We start from the raw sequence: 24,241 nt of genomic DNA, 5'->3' as shown, positions 1-24,241 counted from the left end.
CCACCTTCGTGACTTCCACCGTCAATCCCGACGTCGACTCCGCCGTGGACGCCGCCGCCGAGCTGCCCGCCGAGGCGCTCGCCGAACGCATGCAGGACCCGGACTGGTGGCGCCAGGCCGCCGTCTACCAGATCTACCCCCGGAGCTTCGCCGATTCCAACGGCGACGGCATCGGCGACCTCAAGGGCATCACGTCCCGCATCCCGTACCTGAAGTCGCTCGGCGTGGACGCCGTCTGGCTCAGCCCCTTCTACCCGTCCGCGCTCGCCGACGGCGGGTACGACGTCGACGACTACCGGGACGTCGACCCCAAGCTCGGCACGCTCGAGGACTTCGACGAGATGGTCGCCGCCCTGCACGCCGCGGGCATCAAGCTCGTCGCGGACATCGTCCCGAACCACACCTCCGACCGCCACGAGTGGTTCCGGGAGGCCCTCGCCTCGCCGAAGGGGTCCGCCGCCCGTGACCGCTACATCTTCCACGACGGCAAGGGCCCCGACGGCTCGGAGCCGCCGTCGGACTGGGACTCCGTGTTCGGCGGTCCCGCCTGGGAGCGCACGGAGGACGGCCAGTGGTACATGCACATCTTCGCCCTGGAGCAGCCGGACCTGAACTGGGACAACCGCGAGGTCCGCGACGACTTCCTGAAGACCCTCCGCTTCTGGTCCGACCGCGGCGTCGACGGCTTCCGCGTGGATGTGGCCCACGCCCTCACCAAGGACATGACCGAGCCGCTGCCGTCCAAGGCCGACCTCGGCCCCGAGGGTGGGAACAACCAGGGCAAGCACCCCTTCTGGGACCGCGACGAGGTCCACGAGGTCTTCGCCGAATGGCGCCGGGTGTTCAACGAGTACACGCCGCCGCGCACCGCCGTGGCCGAGGCGTGGGTCCACGCCGATCGCCGCGCCCGCTACGCGAGCCCCGAGGGGCTCGGCCAGGCGTTCAACTTCGACCTCCTCAAGGCCGACTGGAACCCCGGCCAGTTCCGCGACATCATCACCAAGAACCTCGCCGAGGCGACCTCCTCGGGCGCGTCGTCCACCTGGGTCTTCTCCAACCACGACGTCGTCCGGCATGCCACGCGCTACGGCCTGCCGCCCGCCGCTGCCGGCAGCGAGGACGGCCAGGACGGCTCGGCCTGGCTCATGAGCGGCGGCCAGGAGCCCGCGCTGGACCACGCGCTCGGCGAGCGTCGCGCCCGCGCCGTCTCCCAGCTCATGCTCGCCCTGCCCGGCTCCGCCTACCTGTACCAGGGCGAGGAGCTCGGCCTGCACGAGGTCGCGGACATCCCCGACGAGCACCGGCAGGACCCCACGTTCTTCCGCAACACGGGCGTCGACGTGGGCCGTGACGGCTGCCGCGTCCCGCTGCCGTGGACGCGCGACGGCGAGTCCTTCGGCTTCGGGTTCCAGGGTGCGCACCTGCCGCAGCCGGCGTGGTTCGGCGAGTACGCCGTCGAGGTGCAGGAGGCGGACCCCGCCTCCCACCTCAGCTTCTACCGCCGCGCGCTCGCCCTGCGCCGCGAACTGCAGGGCGAGGAGGACTTCGCGTGGGTCGACGAGCCCTCCGCCGACGTCCTCCACTTCACGCGCCCGAACGGCTGGCGCTCCGTGACCAACTTCGGGTCGACGCCGGTGGACCTGCCCGAGGGCAGGGTGCTGCTGAGCAGTTCGCCACTCGAGGACGGCAGGCTGCCGGGCGACACGACGGCCTGGCTCGTCTAGCATGCCTTCGTGCGGGTCACCCTCCCGGGGGTGGCCCGCCGTCGTCGTTCCTGCCCGCGGGAGTGCCGCGGCGCCCGTTCGTCCGCAGGGGAATCGGTTGCGGCCGGATTCGGCGCCTCGGAATACTGGAGGGACGGCACGGGCGAGGGAGGGCAGCGGCATGGGCGGGTCACAGGAACACGAGGAGAGGCTGCGCAGGGCAGCCCAGTACCGTGCTGCCCAGGGCGACGAGGGCGCCGCCATGGCCGAAATGGAACGCCAGAACGACGACGGCCGTGAGGCGGACGGGGAGATGGCGCCGCTGCGCCGGGGCGAGGACGAGACCAGGCGGGCCCGGCTCATCGTGGACCGCGCCGTGGCGCGCGGCGACTTCGACAACCTGGCCCTCGCGGGCAAGCCGATCCCGGGGCTGGGGGAGGCCCACGATCCGGACTGGTGGGTCAAGGGCCTGATCCAGCGCGAGAACATCACCGGCCTCGGCCCCCGCGCCATCCTGCTGCGCACGGAGGACGCCGAACTCGACGCCCGGCTCGACCGCCAGTACACCGAGCGCCAGGTCCGTGAGGTCCTCGAGGACTTCAACCACCGGGTGGTCGACGCCCGGCGCCAGCTCCTCGGCGGCCCTCCCGTGATCACTCCGCTCCGCGACGCGGACGCCGAGGTGCAGCGCTGGCGCGACCGCCGGGAGGCGGCCCGCCGCGCCGCCGAGGTCGAGTCCCCGCCGGACCAGCCCCCGACCTCGTTCTGGCGGCGTCTCTGGCGGGGCCGGAGCTAGCTCCCGGCGCCCTTCGCGGCCTGCCGGGCCTTCGCCGCCGCGATGTCCGCCTGGTAGTGCTCGTACCCGCGGTAGCGGACGGCCTCGATGATGACGCTGAAGATCACGAGGTCGAAGATCACCCACACGATGTTGACGGACGTCCCGAGGATGTCCGCCTGCCCGAGGACCATGCGGATGATGCCGACGACCGCCGCCCCGGCCAGCAGGCCCATCGCCCACAGCTGCGGCTTCACGAGGTCCCAGCGCAGCGTGGCGTCCTGCTGCAGGGTCTTCGGCGTCACGGCGAAGTCCAGGTCGCGGCCCAGGTAGACGTTGCCGAAGGCCGAGGTGATGGATCGGATCCAGACGGGGAACAGGGCGAGGGAGTACTGCTGGCCGCGCCACGTCCTCACGCCCTTCCCGACCACGAGGAACAGGAGCTGGTTGACCACCAGGAACGGGATCAGCCGCAGGAAGAACTCGGTGCTGATCGAGTCCACCGGGAGGATGCCGAAGACGAGGTAGATGATGGGCGCGGCGATGTAGACGATCGCGGCGAACCCGGAGAGGTAGCTCCACATCGTGGCGCCGTACATGAGTTTCTGGGCGAACGTCAGGCCCTTCTGCGCGAACGGGTTCTCGCGGAACAGCACCTGGATGGTGCCCTGCGCCCAGCGCAGCCGCTGGGTCAGCATGGAGCTGAGGTCCTCGGGTGCGAGGCCGTCGGCGAGCTTCTCGTGATGGTAGGCGGACTCCCAGCCCAGGGAGTGCAGCCGCATGCACGTGGCCATGTCCTCGGTGACGGAGATGGTGGCCATCGGCATGACCGCCTGCGCCTCGCCGGTGCGCTCCGCGCTGACCGACTCGATGAGGACGCGGACGGCGTCGATCGCCGCGAGCGGGGACCAGGAGCGCTGGGCCAGCTGGTCGAGGGCGGTGTCGTCGACGACGGCGAGGGCGGCGGTGCTCGCCGCTGCGCCCTGCAGTCCGGGCTCCAGGCCGTCGATGCCGAGGTCGGCCAGGGAGGCCAGGTCGTCGTGGAACGCGGCGATGTCCGCGGCGACCAGGCCGCGGGTCACCGCCACGACGCGCTGCTGGAACTCGTAGGTCACCTCGGAGATGCCGTGGCCCTTCTGCAGGCGGCGGCGGACCCGGCGGAGGTCCTTCGCCACCAGGTCCAGCGCCTCGGTCACCCGCTCGTTGTCCGCGCCGAGGTTCTTCTTGGCCCTCGCGATGACCTTGTCGGAGGTCCGGAGCGCCTTGTGCAGGGCGAGTTCGACCTCCGTGACGTAGCGGGTGACCCCCAGCTGCATGAGCGCCTCACGGCGGATGATGGCGTTCGAGCCGCAGAAGAAGGCGGCGTTCCAGCCGTCCTTGCCCTGCTGGATGGGGCCGTAGAAGAGCGGCGCCTGGCTTCCCAGGGGGTCCGCGTCCGGCACGTTGACGAAGACCTGAGGGGTCTGGACCAGGGCCATCCTCTCGTTGGTGAAGTACCCGAGGGTCCGTTCCAGGAGGAGGGGATCGGGAATCTGGTCCGCATCGAGGATGACGAGGAACTCGCCGTCCGTGGACATGAGCGCGTTGTTCAGGTTGCCGGCCTTGGCGTGGCGCGGCATGTCCTTCCAGTCCGCCGAGCGCGTGATCCAGCCGATGCCCTCCGCCTCCGCGGCCGCCCGGACGTCGGCGCGGTCGCCGTCGTCGAGGATCCAGGTCTGGTGCGGATAGCGGATGGCCTTCGCGGCCCGCGCGGTGGTCAGTACGAGGTCCAGCGGCTCGTTGTAGGTGGTGATGAAGACGTCCACGGTGAGGCCGGCAGGTGCCTCCGGGGGCTCACGCCTCTTGAGCCTCCACACGGTGAAGCCGAACAGCAGCGAATCGACCAGGGAGTACGTCTCCGCCAGGACCAGCGGGATTGCGATCCACCAGGCGTCCCAGCTGATCGAGAAGAGCCATCGCCAGACGATGTAGTTCAGGCCGAGGACCGCCGTCACGAGCACGATGGCCCGGATCAGGAGGGTACGGCCCCCGAAGGAGCGGTCCCGGCGTGAAGGATCCACGGAGCGATCGGTTGTCACTGTCCCCATGCGGCAGCACGTTCCACTTCTGCTTCCGTGCACGCAGGCACTGTCGGTGACTTGTGTGCGCCGGGGTGGCCGCACTGAGACGCTCACCGGGTCCCGGGGACCATGAAGCACTGGGACCAAGGTACCCGAGGACCCGCCGGGCCGGGCGGAGGTCCCTCACCGCGGCTCCTCAGCCGCGGGTAGCGCCGTCCGTCCACACGTAGAACTTCTCGGGCCTGCCCGCGGATCCGTACTGCGGCACGATCCGCGCCTGCCCGCGCGAGACCAGGAACTCGAGGTAGCGACGGGCACTCACGCGGGCCATGCCGAGCCGGGCCGCGACCTCGGACGCCGACGTCCCGCGGCCCTGCCCCGCCAGGTCCAGGACGACGGCGTCGAGCGTCGGCGCGGAGAGTCCCTTCGGGGGCGCGAGGGCGGTGGTCCCGGTCGGTTCCCTCGGCCCCGACAGCGCACCGCCCGCTCCCGCCGTCGTGCCGAGGAGCTGGTCGATCCGGTGCTGGTCCAGCGCCGGCGCGCTGTCCCCGGCGTGGGCGTCGAGCTCCCGCCGGTACGCCACGTAGTGGTCGAGCCGCCGGTTCAGGACCGCGGCGCCGAAGGGCTTCACGAGATAGTGCAGCACGCCACCGGCCACCGCGGCCCGCACTGTGTCGAGCTCGCGGGCTGCGGTGATCGCCATGACGTCGAGGGGCTCGCCCGGCCGGTTCCGCAGGGCCCGGAGCACCTCGATCCCGGACATGTCCGGGAGGTGGATGTCCAGCAGCACGAGCCGGGGCTGCAGCTCCTGCACGAGGTCGAGGGCGCGGGCGCCGGTGTGCGCGGCGCCGACGACGTCGAAGGCGCCGTGGGCCAGCAGGAACCCGGTGTGGATGCCGGCGACCTCGCGGTCGTCGTCGACCACGAGGGTGGGGATCAGCGCGGGGGTGCTCACGGCACCTGCAGGGTGGGGCGGGGCACGTCGGCGAGCGACGGCGCGAGCCAGACCGTGAACTCGGCACCGCCGAGCTCGGAACAGTCGACGACGACGTGCCCGGAGCGCCGGCGCGCGATCCGGTCCACGAGCGCGAGGCCGAAGCCGCGGGTCCCGGTCCGGCCGCCGTCCTTCGTCGAGTACCCGGAGGAGAAGATGCCGGCGACGTCCTCGGGCGGGACGCCGGGACCGTCGTCGGAGACCGTGACGCGCACGCCGTCGTCGGTCGTGTCGAGGTGCACGGAGACCTGCCCCGGACCGCCGTCGGCCACGGCCTCCAGCGCGTTGTCGATCAGGATGCCGAGGATGGTGACGACGTCGGTGGTGCCGTCGGACTGCAGCGTGGAGGTGTCGTCGATGGACAGGGTGATGCCTTTCTCCGCGGCGATGGTGCTCTTGGTCATGAGCAGGCTCGCGGCGTCCGGGTCCTGGATGCCCGGGGCGATCGAGCCGGAGACCAGGGACCCGCCGTGCCCGGACCGCTGGATGAAGTCGACGGCCTGCTCCGTGCGGCCGAGCTCCAGCAGGCCGGAGATGGTATGCATGCGGTTCGCGAACTCGTGTGCCTGCGCGCGGAGGGCCTGCGTGGCGTCGCGCTCGCCGTCGAGGTCGGTGAGCAGCTGGTAGAGCTCGGTGCGATCGCGGAGGATCATGACCCGCCCCACGCGGACGCCGTCCACGAGGGCGTCGGAGGTGCGGGCGAGCAGCACGCGCTCCCCGGAGAGCACCGTCTCGTCGGTGTCCGCGGGGTCGGTGAGGAGCCGGGCGAGGGCGGGTTCCATGACATCCGCGGCGGGGCGGCCGGTGGCATCGTCGTCGAGGCCGAGGAGCCGCTTGGCCTCGTCGTTGAGGAGCGCGATCCTGTGGTGGGCGTCGACGGCGACCAGGCCCTCGCTGATGCCGTGGATCATGGCGTCGCGCGTCTCGAGGAGGGAGGCGATCTGCTCGGGTTCGAGGCGGTAGATGCGCCGCCAGACGAGGCGCGAGATCCAGATGGCGCCGGCGGAACCGACCAGCGCCGCGACGATCAGCCAGGCGAGCAGGCGCGGGAGGTCCTCGTAGAGGACGGCGTCCAGCTCGGACTCGAGGACACCCACCGAGGCGGTGCCGATGATGTCTCCGGTGGTGGTGCCGTCCTCGTACACGGGGACCTTGACGCGCCACGACTCGCCGAGCGTGCCGGTCTGCGTACCCACGAAGGTCTCCCCCGAGAGCGGGACGGAGGGATCGGTGGAGACGGGCTCGCCGATCAGCGCCGGGTTGGGGTGGGAGTACCGGATGCCCTCGGCATCGGTGACGACGACGTAGGTCACCCCCGTGGACTGGCGGATGAGGTCGGCGATCGGCTGGATGGTCGCGCTGGGGTCATCCTGGCCGAACGCCTCGATCACGGAGGGCAGCTGTGCGACGGACTGCGCGACCCCCACCATGCGGTCCTGGTACTGCTCCCGGATCTGCAGCCGCTGCATGGCGACGGCGGTGGACCCGGCGACGGCGACGATGACGAGCACGATGGCCAGCTGCAGCAGGAACAGCTGCGATCGAAGCGGCAGCGTCCTGATCATCCCCATAGTGTGACACGCCCCGTCGCGTCACAATCGTCTGTTTCGTCGAGCGGTCGTGACCACAAAGACCACTACGAGCACTACGACCGCATGCTTTACCGCCGCTCCGCAGGGTTCCTAGCCTGAGGTCAGCAGTGGTGACCCGCATCACATCTGGCAGTCCATTCGCAGTACCTCTCAAGGAAGAGAAGAACCATGACGATCGATCGCACAACGGCGCGCCGTTCGACCCTCACCGCCCTCGCCCTCGCCTCCGCACTCGCCCTCTCGGCCTGCGGCTCGATGACGGAGAGCACCACCGCCGGGGAGGCGGAAGGAACCATCGAGAAACTCAACATCGTGGTCCCCGCCGACCCCGGGGGAGGGTGGGACCAGACGGGCCGGGCCATGGAGACCGACCTCAAGGAGAACGACCTCGTGGGCAACGCGTCCGTCGTCAACGTCGGTGGCGCCGGCGGCACCAACGGCCTCGCGAAGCTCGCCACCGAGACGGATCCGAACACCCTCATGGTCATGGGCTACGTCATGGTCGGCGCCGTCGAGACCAACAACGCCGCCAACCGCATCGAGGACACCACGCCGATCGCCCGCCTCACCGAGGAGCCCCTCGTGATCGTGGTGCCCGCGGATTCGCCCTACCAGACCGTGCAGGACCTGCTCGACGACATCGAGGCCAAGGGTCAGGGAGTCTCCATCACGGGCGGCTCGGCCGGCGGCGCGGACCACATCCTCGCCGGTTCCGTCCTGAAGGAAGCGGGCATCGCGCCCGAGAACCTGAACTACATCCCCTACTCGGGCGGCGGCGAGTCACTCGCCGCCCTGCTCGGCAATAAGGTCAACGCGGGCATCTCCGGCGTCGGGGAGTACGCCGAGCAGGTGAATGCCGGCAAGCTGCGCGCGCTCGCGGTGTCCGGCGAGGACGCCGCACCCCAGCTGCCCGACACCCCGACCCTCACCGAGGAGGGCATCGACCTCGTGCTGACCAACTGGCGCGGCGTCGTCGCCCCCGGCACCATCGACGACGCCCAGGCGGAGGCCCTCACGCAGCTCGTCACCGACCTGCACGCCACCGACACCTGGAAGGCCACCCTCGAGGAGAACAACTGGGCCGACGCGTTCCTGGCAGGCGAGGAGTTCGAGACCTTCCTCGACGAGGACATCGCGAGCGTCAAGACGACCCTCACCGACATCGGACTGCTGTAGACCATGAGTACCTCGGTCCAGAACGCCGGGAGCGGCACGGCCGCCGCTCCCGGGAAGCCGATCGGCGAGCTGGTCTTCGCGCTCGTCATCGTGAGCATCGGTGTGCTCGGCTTCGTGGCGGGCGCCGGTATCCAGACGCCGCCGTCGGCCAGCGACATCGGGCCACGGGCCTTCCCCTTCGCCGTCTCCGCGCTGCTCCTCGTGGTCGGGGCGGGCCTGGTGTTCCAGGTGCTCCGCGGCCACCGGGGTGCGGCGGACGAGGGCGAGGACGTGGACCTCGAGGCGAAGACCGACTGGGTGACCGTCGGGAAGCTCGCGGGGTTCGTGCTGCTGCACGCCTTCCTGATCGTCCCGCTCGGCTGGCCCCTCGCCGCCGCGATCCTGTTCTTCGGTGCCGCCTGGTCCCTCGGCGCCCGCCCGTGGTGGCGCAACCTGGTGACCGCCGTCGTCCTGGCCCTGGTGCTGCAGTTCGTCTTCGCCGGGCTCCTCGGTGTCTCGCTGCCCCCGGGGTTCCTCGAAGGGTTCGGTGTGTTCGGTGGATAACTTTTTCCTGCTGATGGAGGGCTTCGCCACGGCGATGCAGCCCATCTACCTGCTCTTCGCGCTCGGCGGCGTGCTCGTCGGCACCGCGGTCGGCGTCCTGCCGGGCATCGGCCCGGCCATGACCGTCGCGCTGCTCATGCCCATCACCTACAGCCTCGAGCCGACGGCGGCGATCATCGTCTTCGCCGGTATCTACTACGGCGGCATGTACGGCGGGTCCACGACCTCGATCCTGCTGAACACCCCGGGGGAGTCGTCCTCGATCGTCACAGCGCTCGAGGGCAACAAGATGGCCAAGGCCGGGCGGGGAGCGGCGGCGCTGGCGACGGCGGCGGTCGGCTCGTTCGTGGCAGGCACCATCGCCACGGTGCTGCTCAGCTTCGTGGCACCGTACGTGGCCGCGTTCGCCGTGCAGATCGGCCCCGTCGAGTACGTGGCCCTCATGGTCGTCGCCTTCCTGACGGTCGGTGCGCTCCTCGGATCCTCCGCGCTGCGCGGCCTGGCGTCCCTGGGGCTCGGCCTGTTCATCGCGCTCGTCGGCTTCGACGCGCTCACCGCCCAGCAGCGGTACACGTTCGGCAGCCCGTTCCTGGCGGACGGGATCGACGTCGTCCTCGTGGCCGTCGCCCTGTTCGCCGTCGGCGAGGCGCTCTACGTGGCCTCGCGTCTGCGCCACGGACCCATCAAGGTCATCCCGGTCACCGGGGGCTGGGCCAGCTGGCTCCGCAAGGAGGACCTCCGCCGGTCCTGGAAGCCGTGGCTCCGCGGCACCCTGATCGGGTTCCCCGTGGGCACCATCCCTGCGGGCGGCGCCGATGTGGCGACGTTCCTCTCCTACGCCTCCGAGCGCAAACTCGCGAAGGGAGAGCACAAGAAGCAGTTCGGCAAGGGTGCCATCGAGGGAGTGGCCGGTCCGGAGGCTGCGAACAACGCGGCGGCCGCCGGCGTCCTCGTGCCGCTGCTGACGCTCGGCATCCCGACGACGGCGACCGCCGCCATGATGCTCGTGGCGTTCCAGCGCTACCAGATCCCGGTGGGGCCGCAGCTCTTCGAGTCCAACAGCACGCTCGTGTGGGCGCTCATCGCGAGCCTCTACGTCGGCAACCTGATGCTGCTGGTGCTGAACCTGCCGCTCGTGGGCATCTGGGTCAAGATCCTGCAGATCCCGCGGCCCTACCTGTACGCGGGCATCCTGGTGTTCGCGGTGCTGGGTGCGTTCTCGGTGAACTTCACGCCGATCGACGTCATCATCCTGCTGATCGTGGGCATCCTCGGGTTCTTCATGCGCCGCTACGGCTATCCGATCGCGCCGATGGTGGTGGGCCTGATCCTGGGACCCATCTTCGAGAGCCAGCTGCGGCGCTCGCTCGCGATCTCGCAGGGTGATCCTGTGGCGCTCATCCAGTCACCGGTCGCGGCGACGATCTACGTGGTCCTGATCGTGATCTTCGCACTGTCCCTCCTGCTCAAGCGGCGTCAGCGCCAGTTCGAGGCCATGGTGGCTGCCGGTGCCGACACGGAGGTCTCCGCAGACTCCGACACGAGCGCTCACGCCGGCGCCGACTCCAGTGCTCACGCCGCGGCCGATTCCGGCGCTCATGCCGCGGCCGATTCCGGCACTCCTTCCGTCGCGCGGGGAGGCGGATCCGAGGCCGGGGTCACGACCACCGCGACGCCGACGACCGCGACGTCGGCAGACCAGCCCAACCGAGAGGACACCGACCGATGAGCACGATCGTGGTGGGCTACGTGCCCAACGCCCTAGGCGAGGCCGCCGTTTCCGCGGCCGTCGAGGAGGCCGGCCGGAGGGAGGCCGACCTCGTGGTCATCAACACCACGCGCGCCGACCGCCTCGTGAACCCGGCCTACGCCGACGACGAGGACGTCTCGAAGCTCGACGCCCTGCTCCGGGCCACCGGCGTGCCGTTCTCGGTCCGCCACAGCATCTCCGAAGCCACGGCGGCCGAGGAGGTCGTGGACACGGCGGAGGAGCTGGGCGCCGAGCTGATCGTGATCGGGCTGCGGCACCGGACGCCCGTGGGCAAGCTGATCATGGGCTCGACGGCGCAGACCATCCTGCTGTCGGCGCGCTGCAACGTCCTGGCGGTGAAGCTGCCCTGACGGTTGGTTCTGACGGTTGGTTCTGACGGTCGATCTTGGCGGCTGATTCCGCCGGCTGACCTTGATGACACGACGACGGCGGGTTGCCCCTGGGGCAGCCCGCCGTCGACGTCTGCCGTCGTCGCTCGTCGCTCGGCGGACGTCCGCGCCCGCGTCCGTCGTACGACGCTGCCGTTCACGGTGCCGGGGCTGTCCTCGCTCCTGCCGTGTCCTTCGTGCCGTGTCCTTTGTGCCGTGTCCGTTGCCATGCAACCGGACCCTCAGGATCTGTCGGCCATGCTTCCATCGGCGGGTGATGCGGTCCGCCGGGCGGTCCCGCGATTGAGAGCGAGATGGCCGCCGAGGAACCCGGATCCTGCCACGATCACGTTTCCGGCGAGTCCCAGGCTCGTGCCCAGGGCGAAGCGTCCACGCCTGCGGGCGATCAGCGACCCCAGGAGAAGGAAGACGGCGAGGTCTGTGCCCAGTGCGTGCACTGCAGCGATGCGGCGTTCCGCTCCCTCCATGCCCGCCCAATCACCGGCACCCGACAGGGCCGTCGGCACGGCGGCCACCACCCCGGTTCCGACCAGGAGCGTGGCGCCGCTGCGGGACTGTTCCCCGCCGGCCAGATCGAGGATGGATGCACTCAGCCAGCACCCGAGCGTCACATCGGTGAGCAGCGGATGGATCGAGTGGCCGAGGACGCCGGTGTGGAACGGGCTGCGCCGTGCCCAGCCGATCAGCGGGCCGTACAGGACCTCCTGCGTGTGTGCCACCTTCTCCGAGAGGGGGCTCACCCCGACGGACCGGGCCAGGCGTTGCGGAAGCGGCAATCCATTCACGCTGCAGGACTATAGGCGCGTTCGGCGCGGCGACACAGAGCCGGAAGTCCCGCGGTGCCGCGGGGCTGCTCATCCGACGCAATGGGCCCGGGACGCGGGGGTCCACTGCGCGGTCGTCACGCGGCGAGCGGAGGGAGGATGAAGTCGATCACCGAATGCACCGGCCGGGGTGTCCTCCTCGACAGGGGCGTTCCCGGCAGGGGTGGCGCTTCCGAGACGTACGCGTGCCCGGTGGGGGTGCGCCGTTCGATGGCGTGTCGTGCTCCCGGCAGCGGTTGTGACGACCAGCCGAGAGCCTCCTTGATGTAGTTGCAGCTCTCGCACAGTCCCTGTCCACCATCGGCGCTCGTGGTGCCGGAGAGGCGCCACGGGACGATGTGGTCGGTATGCCGGATCGGCGCGTCACAGTACGGGGTGCGGCAGGTCGCGTCCCTCGCAGCGATCAGGCGGCGGAGCCCGGGTGGAAAGAGCCGGGCCCGGGAGTCCATTGCCACCAGTTCTCCGGTGTCCGGGGCGGTGTAGAGCCGACGGAGCCATGCCTGAGCGGCACGGTCGGAGGCCCCGCCGGCGCTGCTGGTACTGGCGGCCCCGCCGGTACTGCTGGTACTGGCGGCCCCGCCGGTACTGCTGGTACTGGCGGCCCCGCCGGTACTGCTGGTACTGGCGGCCCCGCCGGTACTGCTGGTACTGGCGGCCCCGCCGGTACTGCTGGTACTGCCGGCCCCGCCGGTACTGCTGGTACTGCCGGCCCCACCGGTGTTGCTGGTGCCCCGACTGCTCATACGGCCGGTCGTGTCCTGAGCGTCCTGAGTGCCCTCCGCGTCCCGGGTTCGCCGTGTTCGCACCCGACCCTCCGTGCCTCCCGGGACAGCCCCGGAGGAGGTCCCGGGCGTACTGCGCCGGAACAGACCCGTACCCCGGCAGGTACGCCGGTTCACTGTCGCCTTGCAGCAGGGTGCGGTCGGTCATGATCAGCTGCACGTCGGTCCGGACCGAACCCGCGGGTGCGCCGGTCAGGCGTTCGACGACGGCATCGGCCATCAGCTGCCCCCGTCCGCGCCCCCGGTCGTCCCCGGCAGTGAGCTGGGTGTCGGCATGGCGGGACAGGGCAGAGTAGGCGCTGATGGCTTCGGCGGCGGGAAGCAACGCAGTCAGATAGGCCATGGTGTCCGGGGCAGGCCGGCAGCTGACGTAGCGCTCAGTGGCAGCCTTGCGGGCCCTGGCAACAGCGGCTTCGGGCTCCAGGCGCAGGGCGATCTTCCGAGCCCTGTTCTTCAGTCCCTGGGTCCCGACGCCTTCGAGGGCTCCCGGGTGAGCGGCCAGCTCCGTGTCCATGGCGTGCCGGTTCTCGGCGCTGAGGCAGATGGTCTCACGGACGATCAGGGTTGCTCGCCACTCGTTGATGACGCCGGAATCCAGGGCCGCGAGGGTGTGGGGCATGCCGGTGACGAGCGTCCGGGCCAATCCCAGCAGTCGCGAGCCCTGGTGCGGGGACTCCCTCCTTGCCAGGGCGACTTCTGCGCCCACACCCCGGCCGCGCTGGTCGGCCGGCATGCCGGCGGCCGCCTCAGCCCGTCGTCGTGCGGTATCCAGCGCCAGGGCTGTGCGTGCCTGGTCTGCCGCCACCGCACTCTTGAGGTCCTCGAGCGCTCGCAGGCGCGAGACCAACGACTCCTCGTAGCCCTCGGCGGGTTCTGCAGGGTCGGCGGAATCTGCGGTGTCGGCAGGTCCTGCAGGGGAGGGGGCAGGCATGGAACCACGAGCCGCGGACGGTCGAGGGGCCAGATCCGTGATCCACCCGCGCACGGTGGAAGCGGTCACTGCCGGCATGTAAGCACCGGAGGAGGACTTCTCAGGCGTTTCGTGGAACATGTGTTCTATTCTATCCCGTGTGAAATAGAACACAAGAGCGATTACTGACAGCCTGTCCCGCCGGCCTGGCTCAGGCAGTCAGGGCAGTATGCAAGGAAAGGTTCGCCAAAACTTCAGGTTCGCAGTGCCGTTTGCGGCCGTCGGCTTGAGGTCGGTCAGCCAGTATGGGTACATCCGTTGCTTTGGTCAACGGATGGTCTCCCACCCCCCCCACTTGAGCGGACTTCTTCTTGCCCACCCCCTTAGCCCTTGTCGCACCGCGCCCACCGGAACTGCCGGCGTCGCTCACGGCCCGTGCGGCCGAACGCGAAAGGCTGCGTTCCCTTCATCGTTCGAACCTCCTCGATTCCGGCGACGAGGAACGCTTCGACCGCCTGACGCGTCACGCCCGGATCCATTTCGCGGTGGCGACGGCGATCATCTCGCTCATCGCCGAGGACCGGCAGTACCTCAAGTCCTTCGTGGGGTCCTTCCCCCGCACCCTCCCGCGGGAGGCCGCATTCTGCAATGTGACCATCGAGAGCGAAGACACGCTGGTGGTGCCCGACCTGCTGGAGGACGAGCGCTTTCAGAACAGCCCCTTCGTCGTGGGTCCGCCCTTCATCCGCTTCTATGCGGGCGTGCCGTTGCGCGGACCCGGCGGCTGGTTCGTGGGCAGTCTGTGCATCCTCGACACCGAGCCCCGGCGTCTGGGCCCCCGTGAGCTCCTGCAGCTCCGTCGCCTCGCCGACCAGGCCGAGCTCGAGGTCAACAGCGCGAGCTGATCGTCCGGCCGAGGACCGGGCGGACGGGTTCCGTCCCCAGGCCGCGGGTGTGAAGAGCTCGAGCGCGATGCCGTCCGGGTCACGGAACTCCAGGATGTGCCCCATGCCGATGTCCTTCACCCCGGCGTGCTGAATACGGCGGTCGTCCCACTGCTTCACGGCGTCGTCGAGCACGTCCTTGTCCTCCACGGTGAAGGCGAGGTGGTCGAGGCCCACGCGGTTCTCGTCGAAGGCGTCGTCCGCCATCGGCCGTAGACCGAGCAGGGTGTCCCCGAGCCGATAGATCACGCCGCCGAACAGGAAGCCGAGCTGTTCACGCGTCTCCGCGTCCGCGTCCTCCGGTACCTCGAAGGCGACGGGCAGCCCGAAGAGGGCGTCGTGGAACGCGCGGGAGGCGCCGATATCGGTGACCGTGAGACGGACATGGGCGTAGGCCTTGATGGGGATCGACATGGTCGGAGTCCTGCACGCCGGGCCGGTGGACGGGGGAGCGGGGTCGGACCTCGCGCAGGCCGCCGACCGCCAGGCCCTGCTCGTGCTCACGGCGCAGGGGCTGCCATCAGGGCAGGAGGAGCGCTGCAGCCACGAACGCCAGGCATCCCACGGCGTGGCCGGCCAGGACCTGCCCTGGCGTGTGCGCGCCGAGCCGGATCCTCGACCAGCCGACCGATGATGCGAGCAGCAGGGCGAGCGCCGGACCGATGAGCGGAACAGGGGCCAGCAGGGTCAGTGCGACGTACGCAGCGACAGCGGCATGCACGGAAAGCTTCCATGCGAGGTTCACCAGGAGGCACAGCACCAGGCCGATGAAGACGCCACCGATCTCGCCGAAGAGTGCGGCGGGCGCGTCCTGGAGGGCCAGCAGAAGAGCTCCGGCCCCCAGGGAGAGCGCCGCCGCGACCAGGATCGGCGCGCGCTGCTCGCGGACACTGACGTGGTGATCGGTCACGGTGCCGCGGTGCTTCAGCACGAGGACCAGCGCGAAGGGCAGGCCCACGGTGAACACTGCCGCCGTCGCAGCCTGAAGCAGGGTGACTCCGGACGTGAGCCAGGGCTGGGCGAGGAGCAGGACCCCCACGAGTACGGTCGGCGCGAAGAGCTCGGTGATGATCCGCGCCAGGGTGAGGCCCCCCGTGCCGGTCTCGGCTGCAGGAAGCTGCTGGATCTCAGGCATCAGACGATCATACGAGGTGCCCTCACATCGCCAGGTGGGATCGTCCGGACGGTCGGGCCGGTCGTGGTGACGATCGGGCACCAGGGCGACGGCTCGGTGAGCGGTGCGCCCCGTCGCCCTGTTCGGGGGCGACCGACTCCCCTGATCCGGGAGCGGTCCGCAGTATTCACCACTCGTATACGTGGTCTGCACGGCATAACAGAGTGGAATAAAAAAACTGGGCACGTGCCTGCCTCAGAACTTTAGGTACTACCTACTCGTGATCGGATCTACTCACACCTCCAAGCTGGGTAGACAAGGCAAGTTCAATTACCGATCGTCCACTTTCTCGTCGGATCCCCAGTACCCACCGTGCAGATACGCGTAGGAAGCACCAGTACTGGTACCCGCAGCTCTGAGTGGCGGTCGTCAAGAATGCCGTGGTCTTGAATCTCACATCGTCGAACCATGCAACCACCCCTCTTCGGTGGGTGGGCATGCAGGTCTTGGGAAGGGTTTCGAAATCTATCGGTTTCGAGGAGGTCTCATTGAATTCCACTATTAGTCCGCCGACTGGCCGTCCAGTCGACACGCTTCACTCCGCTGTCCTCGATCTGTCCGGTCTGGACCGGCCCGGGCCCCGCATCGTGTCGCTCATCCCGGCGCACAACGAGGAGGACGGCATCGTCAAGACCGTCCGGAGCCAGTTCGCCCAGTCCGTTCAGCCGGCCCTGGTCATCGTGATGGCCGACAACTGCACCGATGACACAGTGCGCCTGGCCCGGGCGGCCGGTGCGCAGGTGGTGGAGACGGTGGGCAACAGGGCCAAGAAGGCCGGCGCGCTCAACCAGGGGCTCGCCCTGGTCATGCCCCTGCTCGAGGACGAGGACTACATCCTGGCCCAGGATGCCGACGGTGAGCTCAGTGAGGACTTCGTCATGAACGCCCTGTGGGCCTATGACGTGAAGCCGAACCTGGGCGGGGTGTCGGGCTGCATCGTCGCCCGGACCCCGAACAACTTCATCGAACGCGCGCAGGCCATCGAGTACGCCCGTGGTACGCGACTCATGGGGAGGCAGGGCGGCAAGGTGCATGTCCTGTCCGGTGCTGCCTCGCTGTTCCCGGTGCAGGTCTTCCGGGCCATTGCCGAGGCACGCGGCAAGAGCCTTCCCGGAGCCCCCGGGAGCGTCTATATGGAGGACTCGCTCACCGAGGACTACGAGCTGACCCTCGCGATCCGGCATCTGGGGTTCGACTGCACCAGCACCAAGCGCTGCCCGGTGGTCACCGACGTCATGCCGACCATCCAGGACCTCGAAGTCCAGCGCCTGCGCTGGTACCGAGGGGCCATGGAGTCGCTGTGGCTCTACGGCTGGAACAAGATCACGCGCCGCACCTGGGGCGGGGTGGCGTTCACGTTCTTCTCGTCCCTGCTCTTCCCGGCCGCGCTGCTCGCCCTGGTGCTGAGCTGGCTCCTGTGGGATATCGCACCCAACCCCATCTACTGGTTCCTGCTGCCCATCTTCATGGCAGAGAACATCGTCACGGCATACCGGACCAAGGACAGGGCCTCCATCCGGACGGCCGTCCTCTTCGTCCCGCTGTGGCTCTATGACAACGCCATGTTCATCGTGTACTGGCGTTCACTGTTCGGAGCCGTGCGCCGCGAGGCGCGCGTCTGGATCACCTGAGAGGAGGGAAATACGAAATGTACGGAGCAAACGGAAGTCTCGCTGCAACCGGTGCGTCGGCCACAACGCTGGCCGCCACGGGGTTGGACGCGTTCTGGATCATCGTCTCCAGTGTGGCGGTCGTCATGGCCGGCGTCGTCCTGACGCGGCTGCGCCCCAAGGAGGAGTTTTGAGCCGCGCGGCGGCCCTGCAGTCCAGGGCCGCTATCGCGGTGCTCATGCTCGCACTCACAGGCTGTGCTGGCCAGGAACCCCTGCCGCCGACGCCCATCCCACGCGTCGAGGTCCCGGCCGGGGCCGCTGACATGAGTCAGCTGCCGGAGCTCACGGCGCCCGCCACCTGTGCCGGCTACGTGGCACTGACGTTCGACGACGGACCCACAGAACTCACCTCGGACCTCCGGGCCGTGCTCGACCACTACGAGATCCCTGGCGTGTTCTTCAACACCGGCGCCCAGGAGCAAGCCCGTCCCCGGGAAGTAGAGCGCACGAAGGCGGCGGGTCATCAGTTGGGCAACCACAGCATGACCCACCCGGACCTCCTGGCCGGGGATCTGACGGCGGCACTGGCCGATATCGACGCGGCAACAGTGGTGCACCGCGACCTCGGTCACGACGCCCCGACGTTGTTCCGCCCACCGTACGGCAGCACCAGCTCCGCGCTCAGGGCTGCCGTCGAGAGCCGGGGGATGCTCGAGGTCCTGTGGACCGTCGACTCGAAGGACTTCGAGGCCGGGACCGCCGAGCAGGTGGTCGAGCAGTCGAAGGGAATGACCGACGGCGGGATCCTCCTCCTGCACGACGGCAAGCCCCTCACCGTAGAGGCGCTGCCCCGGATCATCGAGCACTACTACGCCCAGGACCTGTGCTTCGGCGAGGTCGTTGCCGCAGATACCGAACTTCCCACAGACGTCGGCCTGACCCACCGGGCACGAGCAACCAAGCAGGAGCCATGACCGCCACCACCCTGATGCGTCCCGAGGCATCGCAGACAACCCCCGCGGCCCGCCCGCCGATGAGCCGCGCACGGAAGCAGTGGTTGCTCCTGGTGCTGGTCCTCGGTTACGGCGTCGCACTCGCGGTCCGTCTCCGCAACACGGCCTTCATCGACGAGGCGCTGTACATCGACGCCGGCAACGCGTACCTGGACCATTGGTTCGAGGGTCGACCGCTCGGTGACGCCGGCGCGTTCTTCTCCGGCCTGCCCGTGCTCTACCCCGTACTCGCGGCCCTGCTCGACTCCGCAGGAGGCCTGTACCTCGTGCGGGCGTTCAGCCTGGTGTGCGTGCTCGGCACGGCCATGGCCCTCTACGCCACGGCACGCCACCTCTGGGGCAAGCGCGCGGGCCTGCTCGCCGCGACCACATTCATGCTCTCCGGCCCGGTGATCTTCACCGGCTGGCTGGGCACGTTCGACGCCCTGGTGATCCTCCTGCTCGCCCTGGGCCTGTGGGTGGGATTGACGCGCCACGGCTATCCCTCCTCCATCGCACTCGGGGGTGTGCTGACACTGGCCGCCCTGACCAAGTACACGGCCGGAATCTTCGTCCCGGTCGTGCTCGCGGCGACCCTCGCCCTGGGCGTCCTCGGGGCGCGCCGAGCACTCGTCGCCGCCGGGGTGACGCTGGGTCTGCTCACCATGGTCTGGGCGGTGTGGGGAGAGGGCCTCGTCCGGGACGTCGCGTTCACCACGACCGCCCGCCAGGCGCTGTCCCCGACCACCACCGGGTCGCTCGTGGCCCTGGCCGGCGACCATCTGGTCCTCCTGCTACTGCTCGCCGCGGTGTCGCTGGTGCTCATGTTCCGCACGGGGGACCGGCGGCTGCTCCTCCTGGGGTCCGGCCTGGTGCTCGCCTCGATGGCACTGCCCGTCGGCCAGATGATCCTCGGCGAGGCCGTCTCCTTCGAGAAGCACCTGGCCTACTCGGTCATGCTCCTCGCGCTGCCCGTCGGGTGGGGCCTCGCGCGTATCTCCCGCTACCCGCTGATGGTCACTCCAGTGGTGATCACGGTGATGATCATGGCACTGTTCCCGCTGGTCCGCGCCGATGCCATGTATCGGTGGACCAATGTCCAGAGCGTCGTGACGGCGATCGAGTCCGACCCTCGGGAAGGGCTGTACATCAGCTCGGCCACCGACGCGCTCGACTACCACACGCGCGATCTGCCCGGAATCGCCTGGGAGACGACGTTCGAGCTCTACTTCGAGGGCGAGGGCACCATCCGCTCGGCCGTCGACGACGAGCGCTACCAGACGGTGATCCTCCGCACCTCCAGCCTGGGGAATCCGGACCAGGACGCCGCGCAGGCCGTGCTTCTCGACGCCCTGGAAGAGAGCTCCACCTATTCCCTGGCCTTCGAGCCATTCCCTGCGTCTCCCACCCCGGGTGACAACTGGCTCATCTACACCCGTGGCTGATCCGTCGCAGGACAAGAAAGGGATCGAATGAACTCTCTACGAGCGCTGGCGGCCCGAAGCCTGGCCGTGTTGACCACCGTGCTGCTGGTGGGGCTGGTCGGGGTCACTCCCGCGAGCGCAGCGCCGTGTCCCTGGGGGACGCAGTGCGTCGCCGTCACCCTGTCCGCACCAGCCTCCGGTGCCACGCTCAGCGGCACCGTGCCGCTGGAGGCGACTGCCCGCGCCACCCAGTCCGCCCGCGGCGCAGTCGTCAAGGTCGAGTGGTGGCTCTACCATCCCGACTTCACCCGGCAGGTCCCCGAGAACAGCGAGGGCAGGATCCTGCTCGCCGAGGCGACCGCGCCGGCCACGGGGACCCGCACGGACGGTACCTGGCGCAGTTCCTGGGCCGTCGCCAACCGGATGACCACCAAGGACGGGGCCTACGGGCTGCCCGGTACCAGGACCTACACCCTGCCGAACACAGGGGGGTACTCCATCGAGGCGCACGTCCTCGACGAGGAGTGGTCGCGCACATGGGGCGGGCCTCCGGGCCGCAGCCCCGCAGCGAACGTCTCCATCGACGTCGGCGGCACCACCCCGCCGCCGCCGACGCCGACTCCTCCGGCCGCCAACGAGGTCCGCATCGGATCCGCCGTCCGAACCCTCACCGGCACGAACATCTACCGCGCGGCCGGGGCCCTCGTGCGCTACACCGGCACCCGGAGCCCGGCCAACCCGTACGGTGTCGAGGTAGCCGTGGGAGCCGACAACAAGGTGACCGCCGTCTCGCGCTACCGGGTGGGCATGGCGATCCCGGCCGGGGGCTACGTACTGTCCGGACACCAGGTCTCGGCCGCCTGGCTGGATGCGAACGCCCCGGTCGGTGCCACGGTCCAGGTGGGCGGTGGCACGCCGTCGCCGTCGCCGTCGCCCACGCCGTCGCCCACGCCGTCGCCGTCGCCCACGCCGTCACCCACGAGTCCGCCGACGGCGCCGGCCGCCAACGAGATCCAGATCGGCCCGGCGAAGCACGTGCTGAACGGGACCAACGTGGCCCGTGCAGCCGACTACCTGGTGCGCTACACCGGCACCGCGAGCCCGGCCAACATGTGGGGCTTCGAGGTCGCGGTCGGGGCTGACGGAAAAGTGGCCTCGATCAGCAGGCGCCAGCCGGGCATGGCCATCCCCGGGGGAGGCTATGTCCTGTCCGGCCATGGGGAGTCCGAGCGCTGGCTGGAACTCCATGCGCCGGTCGGCGCGACGGTCACCCTGCCGGGCGGCACGGCTCCGGCGCCCACGACTCCGCCCACGACTCCGCCCACGACGCCGCCCACGACGGCACCCACGACTCCGCCCCCCGCCACCGGTCTGGCGGCGACCGGTCGGTGGACCGTCGCGAACGCTCCGCTGCCCGCCCGGGCGATCCACTCGACGCTGCTGCGCGACGGCCGCGTGCTGCTGCTCGCCGGCTCGGGCAACAACACCGGCGACTTCGACGCCGGGACCTTCAAGAGCGCCGTGTGGAACCCCTCCACAGGGGCCTTCAAGGAGATCCGTGTCCCCTATGACATGTTCTGCGCGGGGCACGTCACCCTGGCGGACGGCCGGGTGCTCATCAGCGGTGGCACCGAGGGATACGCGGGCCACAAGAACGCGGTCGGGTACGTGGGGTCGAAGCAGTCCTACATCTTCGACCCCGGCACCGACAGCTACACGAAGGTCAACGACACGATCGAGGGCCACTGGTACCCGACGCTGACCAAGCTCGAGAACGGCAACATCTGGTCGGTGGGCGGTTACGACAACCGCGACGGCGTGGCCAAGGGATCGACCGCCGTCGAGATGTTCGACGCGGCCACGAACCGGTGGCAGCCGCGCACGGCCACACCCCAGACCAACCGGTACTGGGGTACCTACCCCCACTTCTTCCTCATGGCCAACGGCAACCTGTTCTTCACCGGCGGCTACACCTTCGGTAACTCGCCGTCGGCCACGGGGTCGGTCATCCACAACTGGCGCAACGCCACGAGTGGTGACGTGCCCGGCCTCCGGAACCGATCGTTGCGTGACCAGGCCAGTTCGGTCCTGCTCCCTCCGGCGCAGAACCAGACGTTCATGATCGCGGGTGGCGGCTCGACCGACCGAGGAGGGGCGACCAACAGCGTCGATCTGATCAACCTCAACTCGGCCAACCCCGCCTGGACCCCTGGGCCGGCCCTGCCCGGACCGGAGGGGCGGATGTACGTCAACCTGACGACCCTGCCCGACCGCACCGTCCTGTCCTCCAACGGCAGCACCGGACCCCGCGCGGGCAATGTGCTGCGGGCGGCGACCTACAACCCCGCGACGAATGCCTGGACGACGGTCGCGGCGGACCCGGTGGGCCGCAACTACCACTCCTCCTCGTTGGTCCTCATGGACGGCCGGGTCGCTGTGTTCGGTTCCAACCCGGCAGACGGTTCGTTCGAGATGCGGGTCTCGGTCTACGAGCCGGCCTACCTGTTCAAGGGCACGCGTCCGACCATCACGGCAGCCCCTGCGACGACCGGCTACGGCGCGGGCTTCGACCTCGGCGTCACCGGGGACGTCGTCAGCGCCTCGCTGACTGCCGTGGGTTCGGCCACCCACCAGACGGACACCAACGCCCGCCTGGTGGACCTGCCCATCACCGGTACCGGTGCGACCCGTCGCGCCACCGTCCCGTCCAACTCCGCGCTACTGCCGCCCGGTCCGTACATGCTCACGGTCCTGGACGCCAGCGGCGTTCCCTCCGTCGCCAGGATGGTGAACGTCCGATGAAAGCACGACTCATGGCCGCTGCAGCAGGACTGTTGCTGCTCACCGGGTGTGCCACCCACTCCGCAGTCGGAGCCCCCCCGGGCGCGGAGACCCCTCCCGTGGGGTCGGCGGACGCCCGACCGGATTCGCAGATCCCCGAGGCCGACGTCCCGATCGCGGACGTCGCCCCCGAGGCGGAGGAGGTCAACGATCCCGCGCCGCAGCAGGCCGAGGGCATCAGGATGACCCCCGACGATGCCAAGGGCCTGAACGCCGGTGACGTGTCCGACACGGCTCTTGCAGGCGGCTGCGTGCCGGGCTACGGAACGGACGGGCAGTGTCTGCCTCCCATCCCTCCTCGGCTTGCGGCCGAACACGCAGGCCACGCGGGCATGGACGGGCCCGAGATGGCTATGTTCTACACGTGCGAGGATGTGCGGGCGCTGCTACCACAGGGTGTAGCCGCAGTGGAGGACTCCCTCGGGCTCGACAGCAACAAGGACGGCATCGCCTGCGGAAAGGGTGACGACCATAAGTAGTCGGCAAGGACACCTACGAGCGGCGGGAACCGGTTCATGACCACTCGCCGCTCGTTCCTGCGCGGAGCAGCCTGGATGGCGGTGCTTCCTCACCTCGCCCTCGGAACGGACCAGGGCGCTCTTGACTGGTCCTCGCGAGGTGCGGAGCCCGTGCCTGCGGAGTATCCCTATGACGCGCCCATCCCCGACATGAGGAGCAAGATCACGAACCCACTTCCCAGGCGCGTCATCGCAGGCTACTGGACCTACTGGGGTTCACCGATCCGGCTGAAGGACATCCCGGCGCGTTACAACACCGTGTTCCTGTTCCACGCCACTCCTGTCGGTGGTGCCGGGGGTACCAGCGGGGCCGTGCAGTGGAACGCACCGGGCGACGGACGTGGGGCGGCAAGCAACTTCAGGGAGGATCTGGCCGAGTTCCGGGAGACCCGCACCGCAATCCTCTCGGTCGGCGGTGCCCAGGCCCACGTCGACCTTTCCACGCGTGCCCGGGCTCAGGCATTCCTGGACAGCATCAAGCGCATCCATGGCGACCTCGGCGGTTTCGACGGTCTCGATTGGAACAACTATGAGGGTGGCCAACGGCCCGACACCGAACAGATGATCTGGGTCTCCCTGCAACTCAAAAGTACCTATGGCAAGGACTTCGCGATCACCAGCCCGCCCGCTCCCTGGCGACCGGACGACATGACCCACTGCCGGGCGATGATCGATGCCGGCGTCATGGACATGGTCAGCCCCCAGTACTACGACGGCGCAGGCCTCACCACCGAGGGCTACATCGTGAACTCCGTGAACGAATGGGTTGCCCGCATGGGGGACGCCGGCCGCGTCGGTGTGGGCTTCGGCCTGGGCGATGCAGCGGACCGTTCCGATCAGGCCGTCGTGGAGGGCGCCTGGAAGAGCCTGGCCGCGCGCCATCCCGAGCTTCGAGGTGCCTACACTTGGGATCTTCCGATGGATGAGCGCATGGGCTGGCCGTTCGCCGAGAACATCGCCCCCCTGGTGATGCTCGACCTGGCCTCCGCGAGCCCGCCCCCCGTGATCATCCCGCCTGTCTTCCCCATCCGCGTTCGCGCCGCTGACCCGACTCATACCGTGGTCGCAGGGGACACGCTTCAGAAGATCGCCGTGCGGTACGGGGTGGACGACTGGCGGGAGATCGCTGCACTGAACGGTGATCCCGATCCTGAGTCCCTGAGGGTGGGCCATTTCCTGAGGCTGCCTCCGGGGAGCTGAATCCACCGAGGCTCGCC

At 69.4% G+C, this 24,241-nt stretch carries 19 protein-coding genes and 3 pseudogenes; 14 read left to right on the top strand and 8 right to left on the bottom strand.

What is annotated here, in order from left to right; genetic code table 11:
* Positions 1-89 precede the first annotated feature (89 nt).
* Together RY94_RS08835 and RY94_RS08830 are read left to right on the top strand one after the other, a co-directional pair.
* Positions 90-1,724 (top strand): glycoside hydrolase family 13 protein, encoded by a 1,635-nt coding sequence (locus tag RY94_RS08835; RefSeq protein ID WP_052274234.1) that lies wholly within the window; start codon positions 90-92, stop codon positions 1,722-1,724.
* 160 nt (positions 1,725-1,884) lie between these two features.
* A complete protein-coding gene (locus RY94_RS08830) occupies positions 1,885-2,499 on the top strand; it encodes a DnaJ family domain-containing protein (RefSeq protein WP_043444219.1) in 615 nt (204 codons plus the stop codon).
* Here RY94_RS08830 and RY94_RS08825 read toward each other — a convergent pair.
* From RY94_RS08825 to RY94_RS08815, 3 genes are all read right to left on the bottom strand, one after another.
* Positions 2,496-4,565, bottom strand: a complete 2,070-nt coding sequence (locus tag RY94_RS08825; protein ID WP_052274172.1) for a glycosyltransferase — start codon at positions 4,563-4,565, stop codon at positions 2,496-2,498. The two genes, RY94_RS08830 and RY94_RS08825, sit on opposite strands and share 4 nt — an antisense overlap.
* 169 nt (positions 4,566-4,734) lie before the next feature.
* Positions 4,735-5,493 (bottom strand): response regulator, encoded by a 759-nt coding sequence (locus RY94_RS08820; RefSeq protein WP_052274171.1) that lies wholly within the window; start codon positions 5,491-5,493, stop codon positions 4,735-4,737.
* Positions 5,490-7,097: an ATP-binding protein gene (locus tag RY94_RS08815; protein WP_197060629.1), complete on the bottom strand. Its 1,608-nt coding sequence runs from the start codon at positions 7,095-7,097 to the stop codon at positions 5,490-5,492. The genes RY94_RS08820 and RY94_RS08815 overlap by 4 nt, the downstream gene beginning before the upstream one ends.
* Positions 7,098-7,292: 195 nt before the next feature.
* On the opposite strand from RY94_RS08815, the gene RY94_RS08810 reads away from it, so the two are divergent.
* The 4 genes from RY94_RS08810 to RY94_RS08795 are packed head-to-tail and all read left to right on the top strand — an operon-like array spanning position 7,293 to position 10,964.
* Complete coding sequence (locus RY94_RS08810) at positions 7,293-8,300, top strand: Bug family tripartite tricarboxylate transporter substrate binding protein (protein WP_043444215.1); 1,008 nt, start codon at positions 7,293-7,295, stop codon at positions 8,298-8,300.
* 3 nt (positions 8,301-8,303) lie between these two features.
* Positions 8,304-8,843, top strand: coding sequence for a tripartite tricarboxylate transporter TctB family protein (locus RY94_RS08805; RefSeq protein WP_043444213.1), 540 nt, complete (start codon positions 8,304-8,306; stop codon positions 8,841-8,843).
* A complete protein-coding gene (locus RY94_RS08800; RefSeq protein ID WP_082046194.1) occupies positions 8,836-10,572 on the top strand; it encodes a tripartite tricarboxylate transporter permease in 1,737 nt (578 codons plus the stop codon). The genes RY94_RS08805 and RY94_RS08800 overlap by 8 nt, the downstream gene beginning before the upstream one ends.
* Positions 10,569-10,964: a universal stress protein gene (locus RY94_RS08795; protein WP_043444211.1), complete on the top strand. Its 396-nt coding sequence runs from the start codon at positions 10,569-10,571 to the stop codon at positions 10,962-10,964. Before RY94_RS08800 ends, RY94_RS08795 begins: the two co-directional genes overlap by 4 nt.
* 260 nt (positions 10,965-11,224) lie before the next feature.
* On the opposite strand, the gene RY94_RS08790 is transcribed toward RY94_RS08795, so the two are convergent.
* From RY94_RS08790 to RY94_RS18710, 3 genes and pseudogenes are all read right to left on the bottom strand, one after another.
* Positions 11,225-11,722 (bottom strand): DUF2231 domain-containing protein, encoded by a 498-nt coding sequence (locus RY94_RS08790; RefSeq protein WP_197060628.1) that lies wholly within the window; start codon positions 11,720-11,722, stop codon positions 11,225-11,227.
* Between the two features lie 182 nt (positions 11,723-11,904).
* Positions 11,905-12,327: pseudogene (locus RY94_RS18380) on the bottom strand (HNH endonuclease); the annotation flags it as partial.
* Between the two features lie 532 nt (positions 12,328-12,859).
* Positions 12,860-13,342: pseudogene (locus tag RY94_RS18710) on the bottom strand (DUF222 domain-containing protein); the annotation flags it as partial.
* Between the two features lie 722 nt (positions 13,343-14,064).
* On the opposite strand from RY94_RS18710, the gene RY94_RS18705 reads away from it, so the two are divergent.
* Positions 14,065-14,424 (top strand): GAF domain-containing protein, encoded by a 360-nt coding sequence (locus tag RY94_RS18705; protein ID WP_442853448.1) that lies wholly within the window; start codon positions 14,065-14,067, stop codon positions 14,422-14,424.
* Positions 14,425-14,490: 66 nt separating this feature from the next.
* Here the strand turns inward: RY94_RS18705 and RY94_RS18700 are convergent.
* Together RY94_RS18700 and RY94_RS08775 are read right to left on the bottom strand one after the other, a co-directional pair.
* A pseudogene (locus tag RY94_RS18700) lies at positions 14,491-14,877 on the bottom strand (VOC family protein); the annotation flags it as partial.
* A gap of 106 nt (positions 14,878-14,983) precedes the next feature.
* Positions 14,984-15,598: a phosphatase PAP2 family protein gene (locus RY94_RS08775; protein ID WP_052274168.1), complete on the bottom strand. Its 615-nt coding sequence runs from the start codon at positions 15,596-15,598 to the stop codon at positions 14,984-14,986.
* 626 nt (positions 15,599-16,224) lie between these two features.
* Between RY94_RS08775 and RY94_RS08770 the strand changes: the two genes are divergently transcribed.
* Genes RY94_RS08770 through RY94_RS08745 form a run of 7 tightly spaced genes read left to right on the top strand, consistent with a single transcriptional unit; the run spans position 16,225 to position 24,224 of the window.
* Positions 16,225-17,268: a glycosyltransferase family 2 protein gene (locus RY94_RS08770; protein WP_052274167.1), complete on the top strand. Its 1,044-nt coding sequence runs from the start codon at positions 16,225-16,227 to the stop codon at positions 17,266-17,268.
* 17 nt (positions 17,269-17,285) lie between these two features.
* Positions 17,286-17,441 (top strand): hypothetical protein, encoded by a 156-nt coding sequence (locus RY94_RS18135; RefSeq protein WP_197060627.1) that lies wholly within the window; start codon positions 17,286-17,288, stop codon positions 17,439-17,441.
* Positions 17,438-18,223, top strand: a complete 786-nt coding sequence (locus RY94_RS08765; RefSeq protein ID WP_052274166.1) for a polysaccharide deacetylase family protein — start codon at positions 17,438-17,440, stop codon at positions 18,221-18,223. Before RY94_RS18135 ends, RY94_RS08765 begins: the two co-directional genes overlap by 4 nt.
* Positions 18,220-19,686, top strand: a complete 1,467-nt coding sequence (locus RY94_RS08760) for an ArnT family glycosyltransferase (RefSeq protein ID WP_043444209.1) — start codon at positions 18,220-18,222, stop codon at positions 19,684-19,686. The genes RY94_RS08765 and RY94_RS08760 overlap by 4 nt, the downstream gene beginning before the upstream one ends.
* A 27-nt stretch (positions 19,687-19,713) precedes the next feature.
* Complete coding sequence (locus RY94_RS18130; RefSeq protein ID WP_197060626.1) at positions 19,714-22,467, top strand: galactose oxidase early set domain-containing protein; 2,754 nt, start codon at positions 19,714-19,716, stop codon at positions 22,465-22,467.
* Positions 22,464-22,985: a hypothetical protein gene (locus RY94_RS08750; RefSeq protein ID WP_156135091.1), complete on the top strand. Its 522-nt coding sequence runs from the start codon at positions 22,464-22,466 to the stop codon at positions 22,983-22,985. The genes RY94_RS18130 and RY94_RS08750 overlap by 4 nt, the downstream gene beginning before the upstream one ends.
* A gap of 36 nt (positions 22,986-23,021) precedes the next feature.
* Complete coding sequence (locus RY94_RS08745) at positions 23,022-24,224, top strand: LysM peptidoglycan-binding domain-containing protein (protein ID WP_052274163.1); 1,203 nt, start codon at positions 23,022-23,024, stop codon at positions 24,222-24,224.
* The last annotated feature ends 17 nt before the right edge of the window (positions 24,225-24,241 follow it).

Origin of the sequence: Arthrobacter sp. L77 (assembly GCF_000816565.1) — a bacterium.
Lineage (GTDB): Bacteria > Actinomycetota > Actinomycetes > Actinomycetales > Micrococcaceae > Arthrobacter_D > Arthrobacter_D antioxidans.
This window is presented reverse-complemented; position numbering and strand designations above follow the sequence as displayed.